Source organism: Streptomyces sp. NPDC056527 (genome assembly GCF_042794475.1).
GTDB lineage: Bacteria > Actinomycetota > Actinomycetes > Streptomycetales > Streptomycetaceae > Streptomyces.
This window is the reverse complement of the sequence record NZ_JBHTTQ010000003.1, coordinates 152,003-172,917: the sequence shown is the minus strand read 5'-3', so window position 1 is coordinate 172,917 and position 20,915 is coordinate 152,003. Positions and strand designations below refer to the sequence as shown.

Below are 20,915 nucleotides of genomic sequence, written 5' to 3'. Positions count from 1 at the left end.
CCTAGTAAGTCCTATTTGGCGAGAAAAGTCGGACGCCCTGCGCTTCTCCCCGCAGTGACCAGGAGATCGGCCTCCCGCTCCTGCTCCAACATGCGACGCAAGGGGCCTTCGGCCCGCGCCAGCTCCGCGTAGGGCCCTCGCTGCACGGTCCGGCCCCCGTCCAGGACCACCACCTCGTCGACGGCGTCGAGGCCGTGCAGCCGGTGGGTGATCAGGACGGTGGTACGGCCCTGGGTGGCCCGCAGCAGGTCGTCGGTGAGCGCGTCCGCCGTGGCCAGGTCGAGGTGCTCGGCCGGCTCGTCGAGGACGAGGACGGGGAAGTCGGCGAGGAGCGCCCGGGCGAGGGCGAGGCGCTGCCGCTGACCGCCGGAGAGCCGCGAGCCGTGCTCGCCGACCTGTGTGTCGAGGCCGTCCGGCAGCCCGTCCACCCAGTCGAGGAGCCTGGCCCGGCCGAGGGCGGCCCGCAGTTCCTCGTCGTCGGCGCCGGTACGCGCCAGCCGCAGGTTCTCCCGGATGGTGCTGTCGAACGTGTGCGCGTCCTGGGCACAGAGACCGACGAAGCGACGGACGTCGTCGCCGTCGAGTTCCGCCGCCGCCACGCCGCCGAGCCGGTACGAGCCCGCGTCGGCGTCCAGGAAACGCAACAGCACCTGGGCGAGAGTGGTCTTGCCCGATCCCGAGGCCCCCACGACGGCGACCCTGCGCCCGGCCTCCAGCGTGAGCGTGAAGTCGCCCAGCGCCTCCCGCTCCTGCCCCGCGTGACGGGCGGAGAGGCCGGCGAGCTCCAGCGGGAACGGAGTCCGCGGGGGTACGGCGGGCCGCGCGGGCTCGAGTACGGGAACGGGGGCGTCGAGCACCTCGTACACCCGCTCGGCGCTGCGCTTCACGCGCTGGCGGTACTGGACGGCCAGCGGGAGGCCGGTGACGGCCTCGAAGGCGGCGAGCGGGGTGAGGACGACGACGGCGAGCGTCACGCCGTCGAGGCGTCCCTCGCGGACGGCCTGGACACCGACGAAAGCGGCGACGGCGACCGTCACTCCGCAGACGAGCGCCGAAAGACCGGCCCCGATGGCGGTGGCGGCGGCCTGTCGGGAGGCGATGGAGGTGAGCGTACGGTCGGCGGCCCTGGCCCGCGAGAGACGGTCCTTCAGCGCCCCGGCCACGGTCAGTTCGGCGCAGCCGCGCAGCAGGTCGAGGACCGTGACGGCCAGGACTCCACGGGCGGGGGCGAGCCGTCGTTCGGCCCGGCGCGCGAGCGCGCCGCTCAGCAGCGGGACGGCCACTCCCGCCGTCAGCAGGCCCACGGCGAGCACGGCTCCGGCCTCGGGCAGCAGCCAGGTGGTGAAGCCCACGGAGCCGGCCCCCACGACGAGCGCGGCGCCGGCGGGCAGCAGCCAGCGCAGCCAGTAGTCCTGGAGGGCGTCGACATCCTGGACGAGCCGGGAGAGCAGGTCACCTCGGCGGGTGCGGCGCAGCCCTGCGGGGGCGATGCGCTCCAGGCGGCGGTAGACCGACACGCGCAGTTCGGCGAGCATCCGCAGCACGGCGTCGTGGGACACGATCCGCTCGGCGTACCGGAACACCGCCCGCCCGATGCCGAACGCCCGTGTGGCCGTGACGGCCACCATCAGATACAGCACGGGCGGCTGCTCGGACGCCCGGGAGATGAGCCACCCGGACACCGCCATGAGCCCGACGGCGGACCCCAGCGCCAGACTCCCGAGCAGCAGGGCGAGCCCCATCCGGCCCTTGAGTTCCCCTGCCATGTCCCGGACGCGCCCGAAGACCGAACGCCCGGTACCGGCCTCGGCGCCCGCCTGCGAAGGCTCCGATTCCGCCGCGTCCTCACCGGGCACGACGGTCGTCGTCTCGGCCGCCGAGGGAGCCGCCGGCACCTCCGGCGTCCCGTCGGCGCCGGCCGGCTCCACCCCGTCCACGGCGGTGGTCCGCCGGAGCTCGACCACACGGTCCGCGACCGCGAGCAGCGCCGGCCGGTGGACCACGAGAAGCACCGTACGGCCGGACGCGAGACGGCGGACGGCGTCGACCACGGCCGCCTCCGTCTCGCCGTCCAGCGCCGCCGTGGGCTCGTCCAGAAGCAGCAACGGCCGGTCGGCGAGGAACGCACGGGCCAGGGCGAGGCGTTGCCGCTGCCCCGCGGAGAGGCCCACCCCGTCCTCACCCAGCAGTGTCTCGGCCCCCTCGGAGAGGCCCGCCACGAACGCATCGGCCCCGGCGTCGCGCAGCGCCTCGCGCACCGCCTCGTCGGAGGCGTCCGGCCGGGCCAGGCGGACGTTCTCGGCGATGCTGCCCGCGAAGAAGTGCGGCCGCTGCGGCACCCAGGCGATCCGCGACCGCCACTCCTCCACGTCCAGGGCGCCGAACTCCACGCCCCCGACCTGAATCGAGCCGCCCTCCTCAGGCGCCGCGAACCCCAGCACCACATCGAGCAGCGTCGACTTGCCCACCCCGCTCGGGCCCACCAGCGCCACCGTCTCGCCCGGCTCCACGACGAGCGAGGCCGCATCCAACGAGGGCTCCGCGCGACCCGCATGACGCACGGTCACGTTCTCCAGCTCGATACGCGGCGACGTCGGCACCGCCGCCGTTCCACGCTCCCTCGCAGGGGTCTCAAGGACCTCGAAGATCTCCTCAGCGGCGGCCAGCCCTTCGGCGGCCGCGTGGTACTGGGCCCCCACCTGCCGGATCGGGAGGTACGCCTCGGGCGCCAGAACCAGAATGACCAGGCCGGTGTACAGATCGAGGTCCCCGTGGACCAGCCGCATGCCGATACCGACCGCGACCAGCGCCACCGACAGCGTCGACAGCAACTCCAGGGCGAAGGACGAAAGGAACGCGATGCGCAGCGTCTTCATCGTCGCCTGCCGGTACTCCGACGTGATGGCGCGGATCGACTCGGCCTGCGCCTTCGCCCGTCCGAACACCTTGAGTGTCGGCAGCCCGGCCACCACGTCCAGGAAGTGGCCCGAGAGCCGGGACAGCAGCTTCCACTGACGGTCCATCCGGGCCTGGGTGTACCAGCCGATCAGGATCATGAAGAGGGGGATGAGCGGCAGGGTCACGACGATGACCGCCGCCGAGACCCAGTCCTCGGTGACGATCCTCGCCAGGACCGCCACGGGCACCACCACCGCGAGCCCCAACTGCGGCAGATAGCGCGAGAAGTAGTCGTCGAGCGCGTCCACCCCTCGCGTCGCGAGGGCGGCCAGCGAGCCGGCCTTCTGCCCACTGAGCCATCCCGGCCCCAGCTCGGCCGCCTGCGCCAGCAGTCGGCCGCGCAGTTCGGACTTGACCGCTGCGCTCGCCCGATGGGCGGCCAGCTCGGTCAGCCAGGAGACCAGCCCCCGCCCCGCCGCGACTCCGGCGAGCAGCAGCAGCGGCGTGGTCAGGTCGGAAACCGACAGGCCCTTCTGGAAGGACCCCACCACCACCTCGGCGATGAGCATCGCCTGGGCGACGACCAGCGCCGCCCCGGCCAGGCCGAGGACCACCACTGCCGTGAGGAAGAGACGGGTGGCCCGGGCGTACCGGAGCAGACGCGGATCGATCGGTTTCACGTGAAACATTCCCTCTTGGTGAGCGGCGGCCCTCTTAGTGAGCAGCGTCGGCGATGTGCTGCGTGCCGATCCGCTTACGGAACACCCAGTAGGTCCAGCTCTGGTAGAGCAGCACCAGGGGCGTCGCGATCGCCGCACACCACGTCATGATCTTCAGCGTGTACGGGCTCGACGATGCGTTCGTCACCGTAAGACTCCACTCGGGGTTGAGTGAAGACGGCATGACGTTGGGGAAGAGCGTCAGGAAGAGCATCGCCACCGCCGCGGCGATCGTGATGCCCGAGAGCGCGAACGACCAGCCCTCGCGCCCCACCTTGATCGCCCCGATCGCACCGACCAGCGCCACCACGGCGACGATCATGGCGATGAGGCTGCCGCCGTCGCCCTTGTCCATCTGGGTCCAGATCAGGAAGCCGAGCCCGAGGACGGCCGAGACGAGACCCAGCTTCAACGCGAGCGCCCTCGCCCGGACCCTTATGTCGCCGACGGTCTTGAGGGCCGCGAAGACCGCCCCGTGGAAGGTGAAGAGGGCGAGCGTGACCAGACCGCCGAGGATCGCGTACGGGTTGAGCAGGTCGCCGAAGGTGCCGACGTACTCCTTCTGCGCGTCGATCTTCACTCCGCGCACGATGTTGCCGAAGGCGACACCCCAGAGCACGGCAGGGATCAGGGAGGTCCAGAAGATGGCCTCCTCCCAGTTGCGCTGCCAGCTCTCCTCGGGCCGCTTCACCCGGTACTCGAAGGCGACACCGCGGACGATCAGACAGACCAGAATGATCAGCAGCGGCAGGTAGAAGCCGGAGAAGAGCGTCGCGTACCACTCGGGGAACGCGGCGAAGGTCGCTCCGCCGGCGGTCAGCAGCCACACCTCGTTGCCGTCCCAGACGGGACCGATGGTGTTGATCAGGACGCGCTTCTCGGGGCGGCCCCGGGCGAGCACCTTGGTCAGGACGCCGATCCCGAAGTCGAAGCCTTCGAGGAAGAAGTAGCCGATCCAGAGGACCGCGATGAGTACGAACCAGACGTTGTGGAGTTCCATGCCTCGATCTCCTGAGCCTCAGTACGAGAAGGCCATGGGCCGGTCGGGGTCACGGTGGTCCCCGCCGATCTTGGTGGGCGGGTTGAGGTCGTCCTCGGTGAGCTCGGGCGGTCCGGCCTTGACGTACTTGACCAGCAGCTTGACCTCGATCACCGCGAGCACGGCGTAGAGCAGGGTGAAGACGATCATCGAGGTCAGCACCTCGGCCTGGGAGGTGCCGGGGGAGACCGCGTCCCGGGTGCGCAGCACGCCGTAGACGACCCAGGGCTGACGGCCCATCTCGGTGAAGATCCAGCCCCAGGAGTTGGCGATCAGCGGGAAGGCCATGGTCCAGAGGGCGACGATCCAGTACCACTTGGCCAGGCGGGGGCTGAGCGCCTTCCGCTTGAACAGGACCAGATTCGGCACCTCGTCCTCGCCGGTCCGCATCCCCGGCGCCAGCATGAACTTCTTGCGGGTCAGCCAGAGGCCGATCATGCCGATGGTCAGCGAGGCCATGCCGAAGCCGATCATCCAGCGGAAGCCCCAGTAGGCGACGGGGATGTTGGGCCGGTAGTCGCCGGGCCCGAACTTCTCCTGCTCGGCCTTGTTGATGTCGTTGATGCCCGGGACGTACGAGCTGAAGTCGTCGTTCGCGAGGAAGGACAGCAGTCCCGGGATCTCTATGGCCACCTTGTTGTGGCCCTGGTCGACATCGCCGTAGGCGAAGATCGAGAAGGGCGCCGGCGCCTCGCCGTCCCAGAGCGCCTCGGCTGCGGCCATCTTCATCGGCTGCTGCTTGAACATGACCTTGCCGAGCAGGTCGCCGCTGATGGCCGTGCCGAGTCCGGCGATGATCAGAGTGATCAGGCCGAGCCGCAGGGAGGTCCGCATCACCGGGACGTGCTTCTTGCGCGCCAGGTGGAAGGCGGAGATGCCGACCATGAACGCGCCGCCGACCAGGAACGCGGCCGTCATCGTGTGGAAGAACTGGGTGAGGGCGGTGTTCTGGGTGAGTACCAGCCAGAAGTCCGTGAGCTCGGCCCGGCCCCGCTCCTCGTTGATGCGGTAGCCGACGGGGTGCTGCATCCAGGAGTTGGCCGCCAGGATGAAGTACGCGGAGAGGATGGTGCCGATCGACACCATCCACATGCAGGCCAGGTGGATCCTCTTGGGGAGCTTGTCCCAGCCGAAGATCCACAGGCCGATGAACGTCGACTCGAAGAAGAACGCGATCAGCGCCTCGAAGGCCAGCGGGGCACCGAAGATGTCTCCGACGAAGCGCGAGTAGTCGGACCAGTTCATGCCGAACTGGAACTCCTGGACGATGCCGGTGACGACACCCATCGCGATGTTGATCAGGAAGAGCTTGCCCCAGAACTTCGTCGCCTTGAGGTACTTCTCGTTCTCCGTACGCACCCAGGCGGTCTGAAGACCGGCGGTGAGAGCGGCGAGGGAGATCGTCAGAGGAACGAAGAGAAAGTGGTAGACGGTGGTGATGCCGAACTGCCATCGCGCCAGAGTCTCTGGCGCCAGAGCTAGGTCCACGTCGCTTCTCCTTACATCGCCATGGTCACAGGGCAGTTTGCCCCTTTAATCCCACCAATCTCGGCACGAACGGGACACGCTTGTGAACGCGTTCACATTCACAAGCATTATGGCTCATACGAAATCCGTACGTAAGACCGGGGGTACCCCTACCGAAGGTCACCCCTTCCCAGGACCTTCAACATATTGTTGAATCCAGGGCATGACCCTTCAGATCCGCATCTCCTGGCCGGCCGGGCACACCACGGCCACACTCGAAGAAACCCCCACGAGCAAGGCGCTCGTGGGGGCTCTCCCGATCTCGTCCACCGCCCGGACCTGGGGCGAGGAGGTCTACTTCGACACTCCGGTCTCCGCCGCGGTCGAGTCCGACGCGCGGCAGGTCGTGGAGCCGGGCACGGTCGCCTTCTGGACCGAGGGCGACGCACTCGCACTCCCCTACGGCCCCACCCCGATCTCCCGGGGCTCCGAATGCCGGCTCGCGAGCCCCTGCAACCTCCTGGGCTCGCTCGACGGCGATCCGCGGGTCCTGGCCACCGTCAGGGACGGCGACCCGATCCGCGTCGAGCGCGTCGAGGGCTGACCGCCCGCCCTCGACCCGCTCCCACCGGGCTGATCAGCCCTCCTTGCGGAAGAAGCCCTCCGTCGTCTTCAGGAACAGGTCGTTCGCCTCGCACTCACCGATCGTGACGCGCACGCCCTCACCCGCGAACGGCCGCACCACCACACCGTGCCGCTCGCACTCCGCCGCGAAGTCCATCGTCCGCTCACCGAGCCGCAGCCAGACGAAGTTCGCCTGGGTGTCCGGCACGGTCCAGCCCTGGGCCACGAGCCCCGAGCGGACCCGCTCGCGCTCGGCCACCAACGAGCCGACCCGCCCGAGCAGTTCGTCCTCGGCCTGCAGCGAGGCGACCGCCGCGTCCTGCGCCAGCTGGCTCACGCCGAACGGCACCGCCGTCTTGCGCAGCGCCGCCGCGACCGGCTCATGGGCGATCGCGAAACCGACCCTCAGCCCGGCCAGGCCGTACGCCTTGGAGAACGTCCGCAGCACCGCGACGTTCGGCCGGTCGCGGTAGAGCTCGATGCCGTCCGGGATGTCGGCGTCGCGCACGAACTCGCGGTACGCCTCGTCGATCACCACCAGGACGTCGGAGGGCACCCGGTCCAGGAACCGCTCCAGCTCGGCCCGGCGCACCGCCGTGCCCGTGGGGTTGTTCGGATTGCAGACGAAGATCAGCCGGGTCCGGTCGGTGATCGCCGCGGCCATGGCGTCGAGGTCGTGCACCTCGCCGTCGGTCAGCGGCACCTGCACCGAGGTGGCCCCGCTGATCTGCGTGATGATCGGGTACGCCTCGAAGGACCGCCAGGCGTAGATGACCTCGTCGCCCGGGCCCGAGGTGGCCTGGAGCAGCGACTGCGCGACACCGACCGAGCCGGTGCCGGTGGCCAGGTGCGAGACGGGGACGCCGAAACGGTCGGCGAGCTCCGCCATCAGGCCGGTGCAGGCCATGTCCGGGTACCGGTTGAAATTCGAGGCCGCGGCCAGCGCGCTCTCCATCACGCCCGGCAGCGGCGGATACGGGTTCTCGTTGGAGGACAGCTTGAAGGCGACCGGACCGCCCGCGGCGGCCGGCTTGCCCGGCTTGTACGTGGGGACGCCGTCCAGCACGGCGCGCAGCCTCGGGCCGCCCGCGCTCGTCCCGCCGTTCTCGCTCACTGAGCTCACTGTGGTCCTCCTCGACCGTCCGTACCACCAATACTGCTCACCTTATGAGGATTCGCCTCCGCTGCGAATGGGCTGTGGACAACGGGTCGGACAAGCTGTGGACAACCGGGGGAGCGCAGCCGTGGGTGGCGCGCGCCGGTGGCGGGCGCCGTGGCGCGCATCCCCCGTAGAGGTGAGTTGAGACCTCTTCGAGACATCGGCTCTGTGGCAGGTCCATGCGTTTCGACAACCGTAGATCACACCCAAGGGGCCTTAACTCCCTTACTTCCTTAGGCACTTGATGCTTTTTGATCATGCAGAAACGTGCCTGTCAACGAGTGAATATGCGACCGGCCCAACCACCCGCCCTCGCCCTACTATCGGCTCGCCATGACAGCAGCAGGGAAGCACCAGGTGAGCCGGGCACAGACCCGGGGAAGTCGGCAGGGACGAGCGGGCATCCGGGACGTGGCCGCCGCCGCCGGGGTCTCCATCACGACTGTCTCCGACGCGCTCAACGGCAAGGGCCGGCTCCCGGACGCCACCCGCCGCCACGTCCGCGAGGTCGCAGACCGGCTGGGCTATCGCCCATCCGCCGCGGCCCGCACGCTCCGTACCGGCAAGTCGGGCCTCATCGGCCTGACCGTGACGACCTACGGGGATGAACCTTTCACCTTCACCGAATTCGCGTACTTCGCGGAGATGGCCAGAGCAGCCACATCGGCCGCGCTCGCGCGCGGCTATGCCCTGGTCATCCTGCCCGCAACCTCCCGCCATGACGTCTGGTCGAACGTCGCCCTCGACGGCACTGTCGTCATCGACCCCTCCGACCACGACCCGGTCGTCACCGAGCTCGTCCGCCAGGGCCTCCCCGTCGTCTCCGACGGACGCCCCGCCGGCACGCTCCCGGTGACCGCCTGGGTCGACAACGACCACGAAGCCGCCGTACTCGACCTCCTCGACCACCTCGCCGACGCCGGCGCCCGCCGGATCGGCCTGCTCACCGGCACCACCACCGACACGTACACCCGCCTGTCCACCACCGCGTACCTCAATTGGTGCGAACGGGTCGGACAGGACCCCGTCTACGAGGCCTATCCGGCGCACGACCCGTGCGCGGGCGCCGTCGCGGCCGACCGGCTGCTCGCCCGCCCCGACCGACCCGACGCCGTCTACGGACTCTTCGACCCCAACGGGACCGATCTGCTGGCGGCGGCCCGTCGCTACGGACTGCGGGTCCCGGAGGATCTGCTGCTGGTCTGCTGCAGCGAGTCGACCGTCTACGCCAACACCGAACCGCCCATCACGACCCTCTCGCTCAAACCCCGAAGGATCGGCACGGCCGTCGTCCAGCTCCTCATCGACGCCATCGAGGGGATCGACACCGACGGACCGGTCGAGCAGGTCATACCGACCGAACTCATCGTCCGGACGTCCTCCCAGAGGCGTTCGCCGCGTACGACGGTCAGCCCGCCCCGGTCACCTTCGAAGGACTAGCGAACGATCAGTACCAGCCGGATTCCGGGCCGGGCAGGGCCCAAACCCAGCCCAGCCCGGTCCTGACCCTGGCCTGGACCTTCTCAATTCGGGCGAAACAACCGGTGAACCCGGAGTGGACCCGGATTCACCACCCCTGGTGCGTCACACAGGCGGACCCTCATTCCTATGATGGGCGCACGACACCGCGGACCACCCCGACCAGGCCGGTCCGCGATGTACAGGGCATCGCGACGGTGGTGGAGGGGTCGATGACTCAGGGGGCCGGGCAGGAACCCGTGGTGCGCACGGCGACATTGCGTGATTTCCGCGTACCGCCGTACGCCCGCGTGCCCGTGCAGGGCAACGCCACCGAGCCTCCCACCGGGACCCCGACCGGCCCGACCGGCGCCTTTCCCGAGCCCAGCGCGTTCCCCGACCACGGCGCGCTCCCCGAACCCGGCACCTCTCCCGAGCCCGTCGCTCTCCTCGAACCCGACGCTCCGGTCACGCGCGGCGCCCACCTCGATCCGCGCACCGTCCACGAACCGGTCGCACCCGTCGGGTCGCTCGCCCCCACGCTCCATCTCCCCCTCGCCGGCGGCATGTCCTCCATCGTCGCCGTCGCGACCGGCCACCCCGGGAACGCCTTCCCCGACGAAGCCCTTCCCGACGGCTACACCCCCACCGAACGCGATCTCCCGGTCATCAATCGGGGTGACACCGTGCAGGTCCGTGTGGACCCGGAGCCGGCCCCCGCGGCCGCGGCCGCCGACGGCCCCGGCCCGCTCTACGTCGTCGGCGACGTCCACGGCTATCTCGACGAGCTCGTCGCCGCCCTCCGCGCCCAGGGCCTCATCGACGAGAACGGCGCCTGGTCCGCCGGCAACGCCCGCCTCTGGTTCCTCGGCGACTTCACCGACCGCGGTCCCGACGGCATCGGCGTCATCGATCTCGTCATGCGGCTGTCCGCGGAGGCCGCGGCCGCCGGCGGCTACTGCAAGGCGCTGATGGGCAACCACGAGCTGCTCCTGATCGGCGCCAAGCGCTTCGCCGACACTCCGGTCAACTCCGGCGCGGGCACCGCCACCTTCCAGGCCGCCTGGCTGCTCAACGGCGGCCAGAAGCACGACATGGACCGCCTCCAGGACGTCCACCTCCAGTGGATGTCCCGGCTCGACGCCGTGGTGGAGGAGGACGGGCACCTCCTGATGCACTCCGACACCACCGCCTATCTCGAGTACGGCAGCACCATCGAGGACGTCAACGAGACCGTCCACGAGATCATCAACCGGAACGACGCCGACGAGGTCTGGGACCTGTTCCGCAAGTTCACCAAGCGGTTCGCGTTCCGCGACGACGCGGGCCCGCAGGCCGTCCAGGAGCTGCTCGGAACCTATGGCGGCCGCCGGGTCGTGCACGGCCACAGCCCCATCCCGTACCTCCTCGGGCAGGTCGGAACGGAAGACGGCGAGGACGGATCGGGTCCGGTCGTCGACGGTCCGCACGTGTATGCGGACGGTCTGGCGATCGCCATGGACGGCGGTGTGACCATGGCCGGAAAGCTGCTGGTCGTCCAACTCCCCCTGCATGGCTGACGCATAACCCTGCGCATCCGGGGAAGTCGATTTCGGGAAACCCCCTGTCACCCTGTGCCGTAACCGCAATACCATCGGATCATCCGTAGCAGGCTCTCCTCCGTTTCCGCCCAACTGCCCGTTTCCCACGGTCAACCAGGCCTTACGGAGCATCGGGGGATGCACATGAACGTGGCTCCGCACCTGCTGACCGAGGACCGCGCCGAGTACGAGCGCATCCTCGGCGACGCACTGCGAAACCCGCATGACCATCCGGATCTCGCCGAGATCGGGAAACGGCTCACGTCCGAACAACTGCGCTCGATGGCCATGAGCGCGACGGCGCTGATCACCGCGGCCGCCGCGGTGGAGTACGACCACTTCGTCAAGGTCCGCGCGGAAGGCCGGGCGACAGGCGGTACAAGTGTGATGGACGCCGTTCTCGTGGCGGAAGGGGACGGAGCGAGCACGGGCCCCGGCGCGGGCATCGTCGCGGTCCTCACGGTCCTCGCACCGGTGCTCTCGGGCACGGCCGCGGTGATATTCCTGCTGGTCGGAGCCGTTCTGAAGGTGTTGGCACCCTCACTCGTGTTCGCCGACACGCTGCTGACGGCGGCCTGGTTCTTCGGCGCCGTCGCAGCCGCCGGACTGTTCTGCGCGGCCGTCGGTCTCCTTGTGACGGCGCTGCGCAACCGCTCCACCGAAGTGGCCGCGGGTCCCGGCATCGGCGGTGAACCGGACGACGAACTGTCCCGGGCCCGCGACGCCTGGCGCCGCGCCCTGCTGGAACGCGGCATCCTCCCGTTCCTGCGGGAGGCCCTGGCCGACCCCGTCGCACACCCGGCCCCGCCCCTGCCGCCGCAGCCCTCGGAGCGCACGGACCGCATCCCGAAGATCGGCTACAGCGGACCGGACTTCTCGAGTCCGAGCGAGGGAGCCTCGGGCAGCAGCCGTCCCAGGTTCAGCAGCCCGGACTTCACGAGCCCCGAGTTCGGCTCCCCGGAGCACCGGCCGGAGTGATCCGGGGAACGCCACGGCGGGCACGCGCCGCACGACCCCCCGTGGCCGTGCGGTCCGTACCCGCCCTGTAGGCACCTCTGCGTGCGGCTACTCCGCCAGCGGGAGGTACACGCGGTTGCCGGCGGCCGCGAACTCCTTGGACTTCTCCGCCATCCCGGCCTGGATCTCCTCGGACTGGAGGTCGCCGCCGTGCTCGCGCCGGATGTCCTGCGAGATCTTCATCGAGCAGAACTTCGGGCCGCACATCGAGCAGAAGTGCGCGGTCTTCGCGGGCTCCGCCGGCAGCGTCTCGTCGTGGAACTCACGCGCCGTGTCCGGGTCGAGCGCCAGGTTGAACTGGTCCTCCCAGCGGAACTCGAAGCGCGCGTCCGACAGCGCGTCGTCCCACTCCTGCGCCCCCGGGTGCCCCTTGGCCAGGTCGGCCGCGTGCGCCGCGATCTTGTACGTGATGACACCGGTCTTCACGTCGTCCCGGTTGGGCAGGCCCAGGTGCTCCTTGGGCGTGACGTAGCAGAGCATCGCCGTGCCCCACCAGGCGATCATCGCGGCGCCGATGCCCGAGGTGATGTGGTCGTACGCCGGCGCGACGTCCGTGGTCAGCGGGCCGAGGGTGTAGAACGGCGCCTCCTCGCAGATCTCCTGCTGAAGGTCGATGTTCTCCTTGATCTTGTGCATCGGGACATGGCCCGGGCCCTCGATCATCGTCTGCACGTTGTGGCGCTTGGCGATCGTGTTGAGCTCACCGAGCGTCTTCAGCTCCGCGAACTGCGCCGCGTCGTTGGCGTCCGCGATCGAGCCGGGGCGCAGACCGTCGCCCAGCGAGTACGTGACGTCGTACGTCGCGAGGATCTCGCAGAGCTCCTCGAAGTTCGTGTAGAGGAAGTTCTCCTTGTGGTGCGCGAGGCACCAGGCGGCCATGATCGAGCCGCCGCGCGAGACGATGCCGGTCTTGCGACGGGCGGTCAGCGGCACGTACGGCAGCAGCACACCGGCGTGGACCGTCATGTAGTCGACGCCCTGCTCGGCCTGCTCGATGACCGTGTCCTTGTAGATCTCCCAGGTCAGCTCCTCGGCCTTGCCGTCGACCTTCTCCAGGGCCTGGTAGAGCGGCACGGTGCCGATCGGCACGGGGGAGTTGCGCAGCACCCATTCACGGGTGGTGTGGATGTTGCGGCCGGTGGACAGGTCCATGACCGTGTCCGCGCCCCACTTGGTCGCCCACGTCATCTTCTCCACCTCCTCCTCGATGGAGGAGGTGACGGCGGAGTTGCCGATGTTGGCGTTGACCTTCACCAGGAACCGCTTGCCGATGATCATCGGCTCGATCTCCGGGTGGTTGACGTTGGCCGGGAGCACCGCGCGACCTGCGGCGATCTCCTCCCGTACGACCTCGGGGGAGACGTTCTCGCGGATCGCGACGTACTCCATCTCCGGGGTGATCTCGCCGCGGCGGGCGTACGCGAGCTGGGTCACCGCCGCCCCGTCGCGGCCCCGGCGGGGCTGGCGGGGGCGGCCGGGGAAGACCGCGTCGAGGTTCTTGAGGCCACCGCGCGGCGAGGTGTGCTTGATGCCGTCGTCCTCGGGACGGACGGGGCGGCCCGCGTACTCCTCGGTGTCGCCGCGGCTGATGATCCAGTTCTCGCGCAGCGGCGGAAGGCCCCGCCGTACGTCGGTGTCGATGGTGGGGTCGGTGTACGGGCCGGACGTGTCGTACAGCGTCACGTCCTTGCCGTTGGTGAGGTGCACCTGACGGACGGGCACTCGGAGGTCGGGGCGCGAGCCCTCGACGTATCCCTTGTGCCAGCCCGGCTTGCGCTCGTCCTGGCTGGTGGCAGGCGTGCGTGCATCCTGAATGGTCATGAGACCGATCTCCCTACGCCGGCATTACCCGGTAACAGGTTCGGCGGTCGGCGCAGCCTCCTCCCGTACGTACATCAGTACGCGCGTACGGTGATCAGCGCCCTCTCAGCCCGGTGCTCCGAGCTCCCGCGTGTGCAAAGGTGCCACCACGCTAGCGGCAACCCTGGCGTGCTGAACAGTGGGCCCCCGCCGTTCTTGCGATGATCTGTCGGTGACTTCCTCGCAGCAGACCCCGGAACCCGATGGACACGACGGCCATGGGGACGCGGGCCACGGGCACGGGCACAGCCACAGCCACGGCCCGGCGGCGCCGGTCTCCCGGCATCTGCGCAGAGTCATCGCCGCGGTCCTGATCCCCTTCGCCGCGGCGGTGGTGGTCGGTCTCGTCGTGCTGTGGCCGGGCGGCGCACCGGAGCACGAGCGCACCGGCGTCGGCTTCGACCGGCAGACCTACGCGGGCAAGGTCGCCTCGGTCGAGAAGGTCGACTGCAAGGACGTGAACGCCGCTCAGGTCCCGCCGACCGGGGACGTCTCCACGCCTCAGGGCCGTGAGGCCGTCAACGCCCAGCAGGGAGAGTGCGAGAAGGCGACGATCGAGGTCACCGACGGCCCCGACAAGGGCCGTACCTTCGTCGAGATCGTGCAGCCGGACGCGCCGCGTCAACTGGACCAGGGGCAGGGCGTGGTGGTGGCGTACGCCCCCGACGCCCCGCGCGATCTGCAGTACTCGGTGACGGATGTGAACCGCAAGGTTCCGCTGACGGTGCTGGCGCTGATCTTCGCGATCGTGGTCGTGCTCGTCGGCCGGATGCGCGGGGTGATGGCCCTGATCTCGCTCGCCATCAGCTTCCTGATCCTGACCTTCTTCATCCTGCCGGCGATCCTTCAGGGATCGAATCCGCTGGTGGTGGCGGTGGTCGGGTCGAGCGCGATCATGCTCATCGCGCTCTACATGTGCCACGGCCTGTCGGCGCGTACCTCGGTCGCGGTGCTCGGCACCCTGATCTCGCTGCTGCTGATCGGGCTGCTCGGCTCGTACTTCATCAGCTGGGCGTCGCTCAGCGGCAACACGGACGACAACACCGGTCTGATCCACGGCCTGTACCCGGACATCGACATGTCCGGTCTGCTGCTCGCGGGCATCATCATCGGTTCGCTCGGCGTCCTCGACGACGTGACGGTGACGCAGACCTCGGCGGTGTGGGAACTGCACCAGGCCGATCCCCGTATGGGGCCCCGGGCGTTGTACCGGGCCGGGATCCGGATCGGCCGCGACCACATCGCGTCCGTGGTGAACACGCTGGTCCTCGCCTACGCCGGTGCGGCCCTGCCCCTGTTGCTGCTCTTCACCATCGCGCAGAGCAGTGTGGGGACGGTGGCCAACAGCGAGTTGGTCGCGGAGGAGATCGTCCGGACGCTCGTGGGATCGATCGGTCTGGTGGCCTCGGTGCCGGTCACGACCGTGCTTGCCGCCCTGGTCGTCTCCGCCGACCGGCCGGGCGATCCGGAGAAGCGTTCATCCAGGGGTGGACGCCGGCGCCGGGCGAAGTGACTGGTCCGGGGCCCTTTCCGGCGGGCACCCGAGGCGGTCAGCCCGCGTTCTCCTCTGCCAGAATCCGGCCGAGCGCGGCTTCCAGGTTGTCCTCGAAGTCGCCCAGCGTCCTTTCCTGACCGAGCGGAACCAGCTTGTCCGTGCGGTCGAGGAAGGCGACGAGCGGCGGAGCGCTGGCCCGGAACAGGGCGCGGTCGCTGCCGACCTGGAGCCGGATGGAGACGTCCGAGAGCGCCTCGGGATCGGTCGGCGCGATGTGCACATCGCCGTCGCCGCTCGGCCGGTTGATCCCGTCCAGCAGCAGCTCCCGCCCGAACGCCCAGGTCACCGGCGCGTCTCCGGGGAGATGGAAGGTCATCCGCACCGCGTAGGGATCCCGGGTCTCGTACCGGAGTTCCACCGGGATCCTGAAGGCGAGCTCCTCGGAGACGAGGAAGCTCATCAGGACCTCGGCCTGGACCGACTCTCGCATCTTGTACCCCGCAGTAGATGAAGCAGTTGTGTGCACACGGCTACTGAAGCTGTGATCGAAACGGCCAGGAATGATCCCCGATGGCCCTGTTGACGCAATCGTGCTGTAAGCGCTAGCAGATCACAAGGAGTGATTTTTCAGATACTGATAGAGAAAGCGAAGGAGCTGAAGAGCCCTCCGATCTCATTCTGTAGCCGAGCGACTGCGGGTAGCAATCGTTCTTCCTGGTGAAGTGGTACAGAAATCGCCATCGTGGCCGCCGTGGACCCCGCAGTGATGGGGATTGCGGCGCAAACTGTGCCGAGCGCATATTCCTGACGCTCCACCAGGGGCTCCATTCGCCCCATACCGCCCAAACGCTCCAAAAGCGCCCGCCGGTTACGCACCGTAAACGGAGTGATGGCTTCCACCGGATGGCGGTCGAGGTGGTCTTGACGACTCTTGAGATCCAGTTGACTGAGCAGACACTGGCCGATCGCATGAGCGTGGCCGGTCTCGCGGAAGTCGGCCCACTCGTCCACCGCGGGGGCGGACGGGGTGTCGGCGACGGCGACGAGCTCGATCTCGCCTTCGCGGTAGATCGCGAAGTAGATGGGCACGCCGATCTCGTCGCGCCAGTGTGCGAGCGAGTCTTCGATCTTGGTGCGACGATTCTGCAGAACTCCGCCGCCGGCCAACCGACCGGCCGCGTCGCCGAACACGAACACACCCTTCTCGCGGCGTAGATAGCCCTCGTGCGTCAGGGTGCGGAGCAGGTGGTACGCGGTGGGAAGCGGGAGTCCCGCTTCACGCGCGAGCTGTTTGGCGGGGGCTCCGTCCTCGTGGGAGCCCACGGCTTCCAGGAGTCTCAGCGCCCGCTGCACCGAGCCGATCAGGGTAGGGACGGCGGACTGCGAAGCCGTGGCCAAAGGTCACCCCCAGGCGTGGTGACGGGTGCCGTGCACCCGCCCGCGGGGGCCGCCCCCGCGCGCCCGCCGCGGCCTGGGAAACCGGTGGAGTCCGATGAAGGACCCGCCCGGGACTGGTGAAGAAACCGCAGGTCAGCACGGAGATCTACGCCGGTTTTCCCCGGGGGCGGCAGAGATTTCCACCCTAATGGCAGCCCCCGGGCACGGACGCGGTTTCCCTCTCCGCATCCCTCGGCCGGGCTAACAGCGAGCAGCCCGGTCATACCGGCAGGTAGCTCGTGCTACCAATCCTCGCGCGATGCCGACGACGAGGTGAACTTCCGTACGACGTAGATCAGTCCACCGACGAGGGCCACGAAGACCAGGACCTTGAAGAGCAGACCGATCACGAACATCGCGATGCTGGTGATCAGACCGCCGAAGACGAGCAGGGCGATGACCGGTATGGCCACCCACTTCACCCACCAGGGCATCCCCGCGAGAATCTCTCGTACAGCCATCGCGCTTACCTCATCTCCGGAAGACCTCGCTCCACGCGCTCTGCGCCGAACACTCTCGATGCTAGGGGCGGCTACGGGGTCGACGGGGGCCTCGTGGCCCTTGATATCCCCTGATCCGACCCCTAGGGGAGGTCAGGACTCCGGCGGCGAGAAGACCACCATGACCCGCAGGTCCTCGGTGATGTGGTGGAACTTGTGGGCCACCCCGGCGGGCACGTAGACCACGCTTCCGCGCGCGACCTGTGTCGTCTCCATCCCCACCGTGATCGCGGCACGGCCGCTCACGACGAAGTACACCTCGTCCTGGCCGTGTGGCTGCTGCGGGTCGAGCGCCCCCGCGTCGAGCGCGTACAGACCGACCGACATGTTCCGCTCGCGCAGGAACTGGAGATATGCGCCGTCGTTGGCGGCGCGCTCCGCCTCCAACTCGTCCAGTCGGAATGCTTTCATCGTGCGTCCGCCCCTGCCATTGGCCCGATCATGTCTGCCACGATCAGACACATGATGAATTTCGTAGTCAAGACGCTCGCGAACGCGGGGGCTTTGGGAGTCGCCATCTGGCTGCTCCAGGACATCACCCTGACCGGTGACAGCACCGGCAAGAAGGCCTGGACGCTGATCCTCGTCGCCCTGGTTTTCGGTCTGGTGAACTTCTTGGTGAAGCCGATCGTCAAACTGATCTCACTTCCACTGTTCTTTCTCACACTTGGCCTGATCACGCTGGTGATCAACGCGCTGATGCTGCTGATCACCTCCTGGCTGGCCGACCAGCTCGGCCTCAGCTTCCATGTCGAGGGTTTCTGGACCGCCGTGCTCGGCGGCCTGATCATCTCCGTCGTGTCCTGGGCGCTGAACGTCGTTCTCCCCGACGGGGACTGAGTGCCGACGATGACCTACCGTGTCTGTTTCGTCTGCACCGGCAACATCTGCCGCTCGCCGATGGCCGAGTCCGTCTTCCACGCCCGCGTGGAGGAGGCCGGCCTGGCGGGGGTGGTTGAGGTCGACAGCGCGGGCACCGGGGGCTGGCACGAGGGCCACCCCGCCGATCCGCGCACGGTCGCCGTCCTGGAGGAACACGGCTACGACTCCGACCACAGCGCCCGCCAGTTCCACGCCTCGTGGTTCCCTGCGCTGGATCTGGTGATCGCCCTCGACGAGAGTCATCTGCGGGAGCTCCGACGACTCGCCCCGACGCCGGACGACGTGGCGAAGGTACGGCTGCTGCGCTCGTACGACCCGGCGGCCGACGATCTCGACGTGCCCGACCCGTACTACGGCGGGCCGGAAGGCTTCGAGGAGTGCCTGGAGATGGTGGAGGCCGCCGGCGAGGGGCTGCTCGCCGCGGTACGCAAGAGCGTGGAGGAACGAGCGGTATGAGCGAGGACACGTTCGGGGGGCCCGAGGACCTCGGCGCCGTCGGCGACGGAACGCGGGCGGTGCGCGCCGGACTTCCCGAGCCGGTCAAATACGAACCGACCCTGCCGGGGCCGGTCTTCGCCGCCCACTTCCACCTGCCGGGCGACCCCACCGGCCCCTACACCTACGGGCGGGACGAGAACCCGACCTGGACCCATCTGGAACGCGCCATCGGCGAGCTGGAGGCGCCAGGGGAGCCGGGTGTCGAGACGCTCGTCTTCGCCTCGGGCATGGCCGCCATCTCCGCCGTCCTCTTCTCCCAGCTCAAGTCCGGTGACGTGGTCGTCATGCCGGACGACGGCTACCAGGCGCTGCCGCTGGTCCACGAGCAGCTCAGGGCGTACGGGATCGAGGTCCGCACCGCACCGACCGCCGGCGACGCCCAGCTGTCCGTCCTGGACGGAGCGCGCCTGCTGTGGATCGAGACGCCCTCCAACCCGGGGCTCGACGTCTGCGACATCCGCCGCCTGGCCGACGCGGCGCACCGACGCGGGGCGCTCGTCGCCGTCGACAACACCCTGGCCACCCCGCTCGGCCAGCGGCCCCTGGAGCTCGGCGCGGACTTCTCCGTCGCGAGCGACACCAAGGGCATGACCGGGCACGGCGACATCCTGCTCGGCCATGTCAGCTGCCGTGATCCGAGGCAGGCGGCGGAGGTACGGCGCTGGCGCAAGATCGTCGGGGCCATTCCCGGCCCCATGGAAGCCTGGCTCGCGCACCGCTCCCTGGCCACGCTCCAGCTCCGCATCGACCGGCAGTGCGCCTCGGCGCTCTCCCTCGCGGAGGCCCTGCGCACGCGGGGTGAGGTGACCGGGCTGCGGTATCCGGGGCTCCCCGGCGACCCTTCGCACGCGGTGGCGGCGACGCAGATGAAGCGCTTCGGGCCGGTGGTGTCCTTCGTCCTTCCCGACCAGGCCTGGGCCGAGCGGTTCCTCGACGGGCTGCGCCTCGTGGACGACGCCACCAGCTTCGGCGGCGTGCGCTCCACGGCCGAGCGGCGTGGACGGTGGGGCGGCGACTCCGTGCCGGAGGGCTTCATCCGCTTCTCCGTCGGTGCGGAGGACCCGGAGGACCTGATCGCGGACGTGCTGCGCGCTCTCGACACGGCCGAGAAGGCCGCCGGCTGACGGACGGCGCCTGGCGGCAGCGCCGCCAGGGCACACGGAACGGGGCGCTCCGAGCCTCCCCCCTCATGGCTCGGAACGCCCCGGTTCCACGCGCGGAGAACCGCCTGACCAAGGCTAGTTGACTCTGCGTCAGTGTCCAATCACGGTAGCGACAGAGACCTATCGACTTATTTATAGTTGGACGGTCCCGAGGCGCCGTCAGCCGACCGCCTGAGTCGAACGGCCACACGGCCGGGAGGGGGCGGACATGGATCTCGCCCTGCTGCGCACATTCGTCACGGTGCACCGGGCCGGCTCCTTCACCCGCGCCGCGGCGCTCCTCGGACTCTCGCAGCCCGCGGTCACCAGCCAGATCCGCACCCTGGAACGGCAGCTGGGCCGCCCGCTCTTCCTCAGACAGGCCCGTGGTGTCACCCCCACCACCATCGGCGACGAGCTCGCCCACCGCGCAGCCCCGCATCTGGACGCGCTCGTCGAGATCGCGGAGACCGGCGTGGACGAGGAGAGCGGCGTTCGCACGCTCCATCTCGCCGGGCCTCCCGAGTTCACCTCGATGCGCGCCCTGCCCGCCCTCACGCCTCTGATCGCCCAAGGGCTGGCCCTTCGGACCTCCTTCGCGGGGAACACCGAGGAGATCCTCGACGGCCTCGCCGCGGGCCACCACGATCTGGCCATCGCCGCCGCCCGGCCGCGCGGCGGCCTGCTCACCTCCACCCCGCTCTGCGACGAGGAGCATGTGCTGGTCGCCGCACCTCGCTGGGCCGCTCGGCTCGCGCCCGAGGTGCTGCTGCGCAAGGGCGCCGTCGTCCTGGAGCAGCTGCCGGTGGTGGAGGTGCACGAGTCGCTGCCCTTCGTCTCCCGCTACTGGGCGGCCGTTTTCGAGACCAAGCCGGCCGCGGCGGCCACCGTCATAGCGCCCGATCTGCGGGCCGTCCTGGAATCGGCGGCTTCCGGCGCCGGCCTTGCGGTGCTGCCCCGCTATCTGTGCGAGGACGCTCTGGAGCAGGGGCGTCTCGTGGCGCTGCTCGATCCGCCGGTTCCCCCGCTGCGGACGTACTTCCTGATCGTCCGCGCCGGCACACTCGCGCTTCCGCACATCGCGCGGGCCCACGACTGGCTTCTGCGGGCCTCTACGGGCTGGTGAGTTTCAGGACACCC

At 69.3% G+C, this 20,915-nt stretch carries 18 protein-coding genes and 1 riboswitch; of the genes, 9 read left to right on the top strand and 9 right to left on the bottom strand.

The window, feature by feature from the left end:
* Window positions 1–11: 11 nt before the first annotated feature.
* From cydD to ACFQ7Q_RS03210, 3 genes are read right to left on the bottom strand one after another with little or no spacing between them, the layout of a single operon-like run.
* Window positions 12–3,578, bottom strand: a complete 3,567-nt coding sequence (gene cydD, locus ACFQ7Q_RS03220; protein ID WP_383549074.1) for a thiol reductant ABC exporter subunit CydD — start codon at window positions 3,576–3,578, stop codon at window positions 12–14.
* Between the two features lie 34 nt (window positions 3,579–3,612).
* Window positions 3,613–4,617, bottom strand: coding sequence for a cytochrome d ubiquinol oxidase subunit II (gene cydB / locus ACFQ7Q_RS03215; protein ID WP_383549072.1), 1,005 nt, complete (start codon window positions 4,615–4,617; stop codon window positions 3,613–3,615).
* An 18-nt stretch (window positions 4,618–4,635) separates the two neighbouring features.
* A complete protein-coding gene (locus ACFQ7Q_RS03210; RefSeq protein ID WP_383549069.1) occupies window positions 4,636–6,144 on the bottom strand; it encodes a cytochrome ubiquinol oxidase subunit I in 1,509 nt (502 codons plus the stop codon).
* A gap of 202 nt (window positions 6,145–6,346) precedes the next feature.
* On the opposite strand from ACFQ7Q_RS03210, the gene ACFQ7Q_RS03205 reads away from it, so the two are divergent.
* Window positions 6,347–6,727 carry a cyclophilin-like fold protein gene (locus tag ACFQ7Q_RS03205; RefSeq protein ID WP_383549066.1) on the top strand — a complete coding sequence of 127 codons (381 nt, stop codon included), beginning with the start codon at window positions 6,347–6,349 and terminating at the stop codon, window positions 6,725–6,727.
* Window positions 6,728–6,760: 33 nt separating this feature from the next.
* Here the strand turns inward: ACFQ7Q_RS03205 and hisC are convergent, their stop codons facing one another.
* On the bottom strand, window positions 6,761–7,861 hold the full coding sequence (gene hisC, locus ACFQ7Q_RS03200) for a histidinol-phosphate transaminase (protein ID WP_383549133.1): 1,101 nt from the start codon (window positions 7,859–7,861) through the stop codon (window positions 6,761–6,763).
* 378 nt (window positions 7,862–8,239) lie between these two features.
* Between hisC and ACFQ7Q_RS03195 the strand changes: the two genes are divergently transcribed.
* The 3 genes from ACFQ7Q_RS03195 (at window position 8,240) to ACFQ7Q_RS03185 (ending at window position 11,922) form a co-directional block, all read left to right on the top strand.
* Window positions 8,240–9,346: a LacI family DNA-binding transcriptional regulator gene (locus ACFQ7Q_RS03195; protein ID WP_361849635.1), complete on the top strand. Its 1,107-nt coding sequence runs from the start codon at window positions 8,240–8,242 to the stop codon at window positions 9,344–9,346.
* Between the two features lie 251 nt (window positions 9,347–9,597).
* The gene (locus ACFQ7Q_RS03190) at window positions 9,598–10,923 is read left to right on the top strand and encodes a metallophosphoesterase (RefSeq protein ID WP_383549062.1); all 1,326 of its coding nucleotides are present in this window, start codon (window positions 9,598–9,600) and stop codon (window positions 10,921–10,923) included.
* A gap of 159 nt (window positions 10,924–11,082) precedes the next feature.
* Window positions 11,083–11,922: a hypothetical protein gene (locus ACFQ7Q_RS03185; protein WP_383549059.1), complete on the top strand. Its 840-nt coding sequence runs from the start codon at window positions 11,083–11,085 to the stop codon at window positions 11,920–11,922.
* A gap of 87 nt (window positions 11,923–12,009) precedes the next feature.
* Here ACFQ7Q_RS03185 and thiC read toward each other — a convergent pair whose 3' ends face one another.
* The gene (thiC, locus tag ACFQ7Q_RS03180) at window positions 12,010–13,782 is read right to left on the bottom strand and encodes a phosphomethylpyrimidine synthase ThiC (protein ID WP_383549056.1); all 1,773 of its coding nucleotides are present in this window, start codon (window positions 13,780–13,782) and stop codon (window positions 12,010–12,012) included.
* Window positions 13,776–13,922: riboswitch (TPP riboswitch) on the bottom strand. It overlaps the preceding gene by 7 nt.
* A 71-nt stretch (window positions 13,923–13,993) precedes the next feature.
* Here thiC and ACFQ7Q_RS03175 point away from each other — a divergent pair.
* Window positions 13,994–15,334, top strand: coding sequence for a YibE/F family protein (locus ACFQ7Q_RS03175; RefSeq protein ID WP_383549053.1), 1,341 nt, complete (start codon window positions 13,994–13,996; stop codon window positions 15,332–15,334).
* Window positions 15,335–15,371: 37 nt separating this feature from the next.
* Here ACFQ7Q_RS03175 and ACFQ7Q_RS03170 read toward each other — a convergent pair whose 3' ends face one another.
* The 4 genes from ACFQ7Q_RS03170 to ACFQ7Q_RS03155 all read right to left on the bottom strand — a co-directional run bounded on the left by ACFQ7Q_RS03170 (window position 15,372) and on the right by ACFQ7Q_RS03155 (window position 17,664).
* Window positions 15,372–15,806 carry an SsgA family sporulation/cell division regulator gene (locus tag ACFQ7Q_RS03170; protein WP_383549050.1) on the bottom strand — a complete coding sequence of 145 codons (435 nt, stop codon included), beginning with the start codon at window positions 15,804–15,806 and terminating at the stop codon, window positions 15,372–15,374.
* Between the two features lie 137 nt (window positions 15,807–15,943).
* Complete coding sequence (locus ACFQ7Q_RS03165; protein WP_383549047.1) at window positions 15,944–16,714, bottom strand: IclR family transcriptional regulator; 771 nt, start codon at window positions 16,712–16,714, stop codon at window positions 15,944–15,946.
* Between the two features lie 281 nt (window positions 16,715–16,995).
* A complete protein-coding gene (locus tag ACFQ7Q_RS03160) occupies window positions 16,996–17,214 on the bottom strand; it encodes a DUF5326 family protein (protein WP_383549044.1) in 219 nt (72 codons plus the stop codon).
* Between the two features lie 132 nt (window positions 17,215–17,346).
* A complete protein-coding gene (locus tag ACFQ7Q_RS03155) occupies window positions 17,347–17,664 on the bottom strand; it encodes a cupin domain-containing protein (protein ID WP_329118392.1) in 318 nt (105 codons plus the stop codon).
* A gap of 51 nt (window positions 17,665–17,715) precedes the next feature.
* Here ACFQ7Q_RS03155 and ACFQ7Q_RS03150 point away from each other — a divergent pair, with 51 nt between their 5' ends.
* The 4 genes from ACFQ7Q_RS03150 (at window position 17,716) to ACFQ7Q_RS03135 (ending at window position 20,901) form a co-directional block, all read left to right on the top strand.
* Window positions 17,716–18,093 (top strand): phage holin family protein, encoded by a 378-nt coding sequence (locus ACFQ7Q_RS03150; protein ID WP_383549040.1) that lies wholly within the window; start codon window positions 17,716–17,718, stop codon window positions 18,091–18,093.
* A gap of 9 nt (window positions 18,094–18,102) precedes the next feature.
* Entirely contained in the window at window positions 18,103–18,591 is a 489-nt protein-coding gene (locus ACFQ7Q_RS03145; protein ID WP_383549037.1) for a low molecular weight protein-tyrosine-phosphatase, read from the top strand.
* Window positions 18,588–19,757 (top strand): cystathionine gamma-lyase, encoded by a 1,170-nt coding sequence (locus ACFQ7Q_RS03140; RefSeq protein WP_383549034.1) that lies wholly within the window; start codon window positions 18,588–18,590, stop codon window positions 19,755–19,757. The genes ACFQ7Q_RS03145 and ACFQ7Q_RS03140 overlap by 4 nt, the downstream gene beginning before the upstream one ends.
* Before the next feature lie 247 nt (window positions 19,758–20,004).
* Window positions 20,005–20,901, top strand: coding sequence for a LysR family transcriptional regulator (locus ACFQ7Q_RS03135; RefSeq protein ID WP_383549031.1), 897 nt, complete (start codon window positions 20,005–20,007; stop codon window positions 20,899–20,901).
* The last annotated feature ends 14 nt before the right edge of the window (window positions 20,902–20,915 follow it).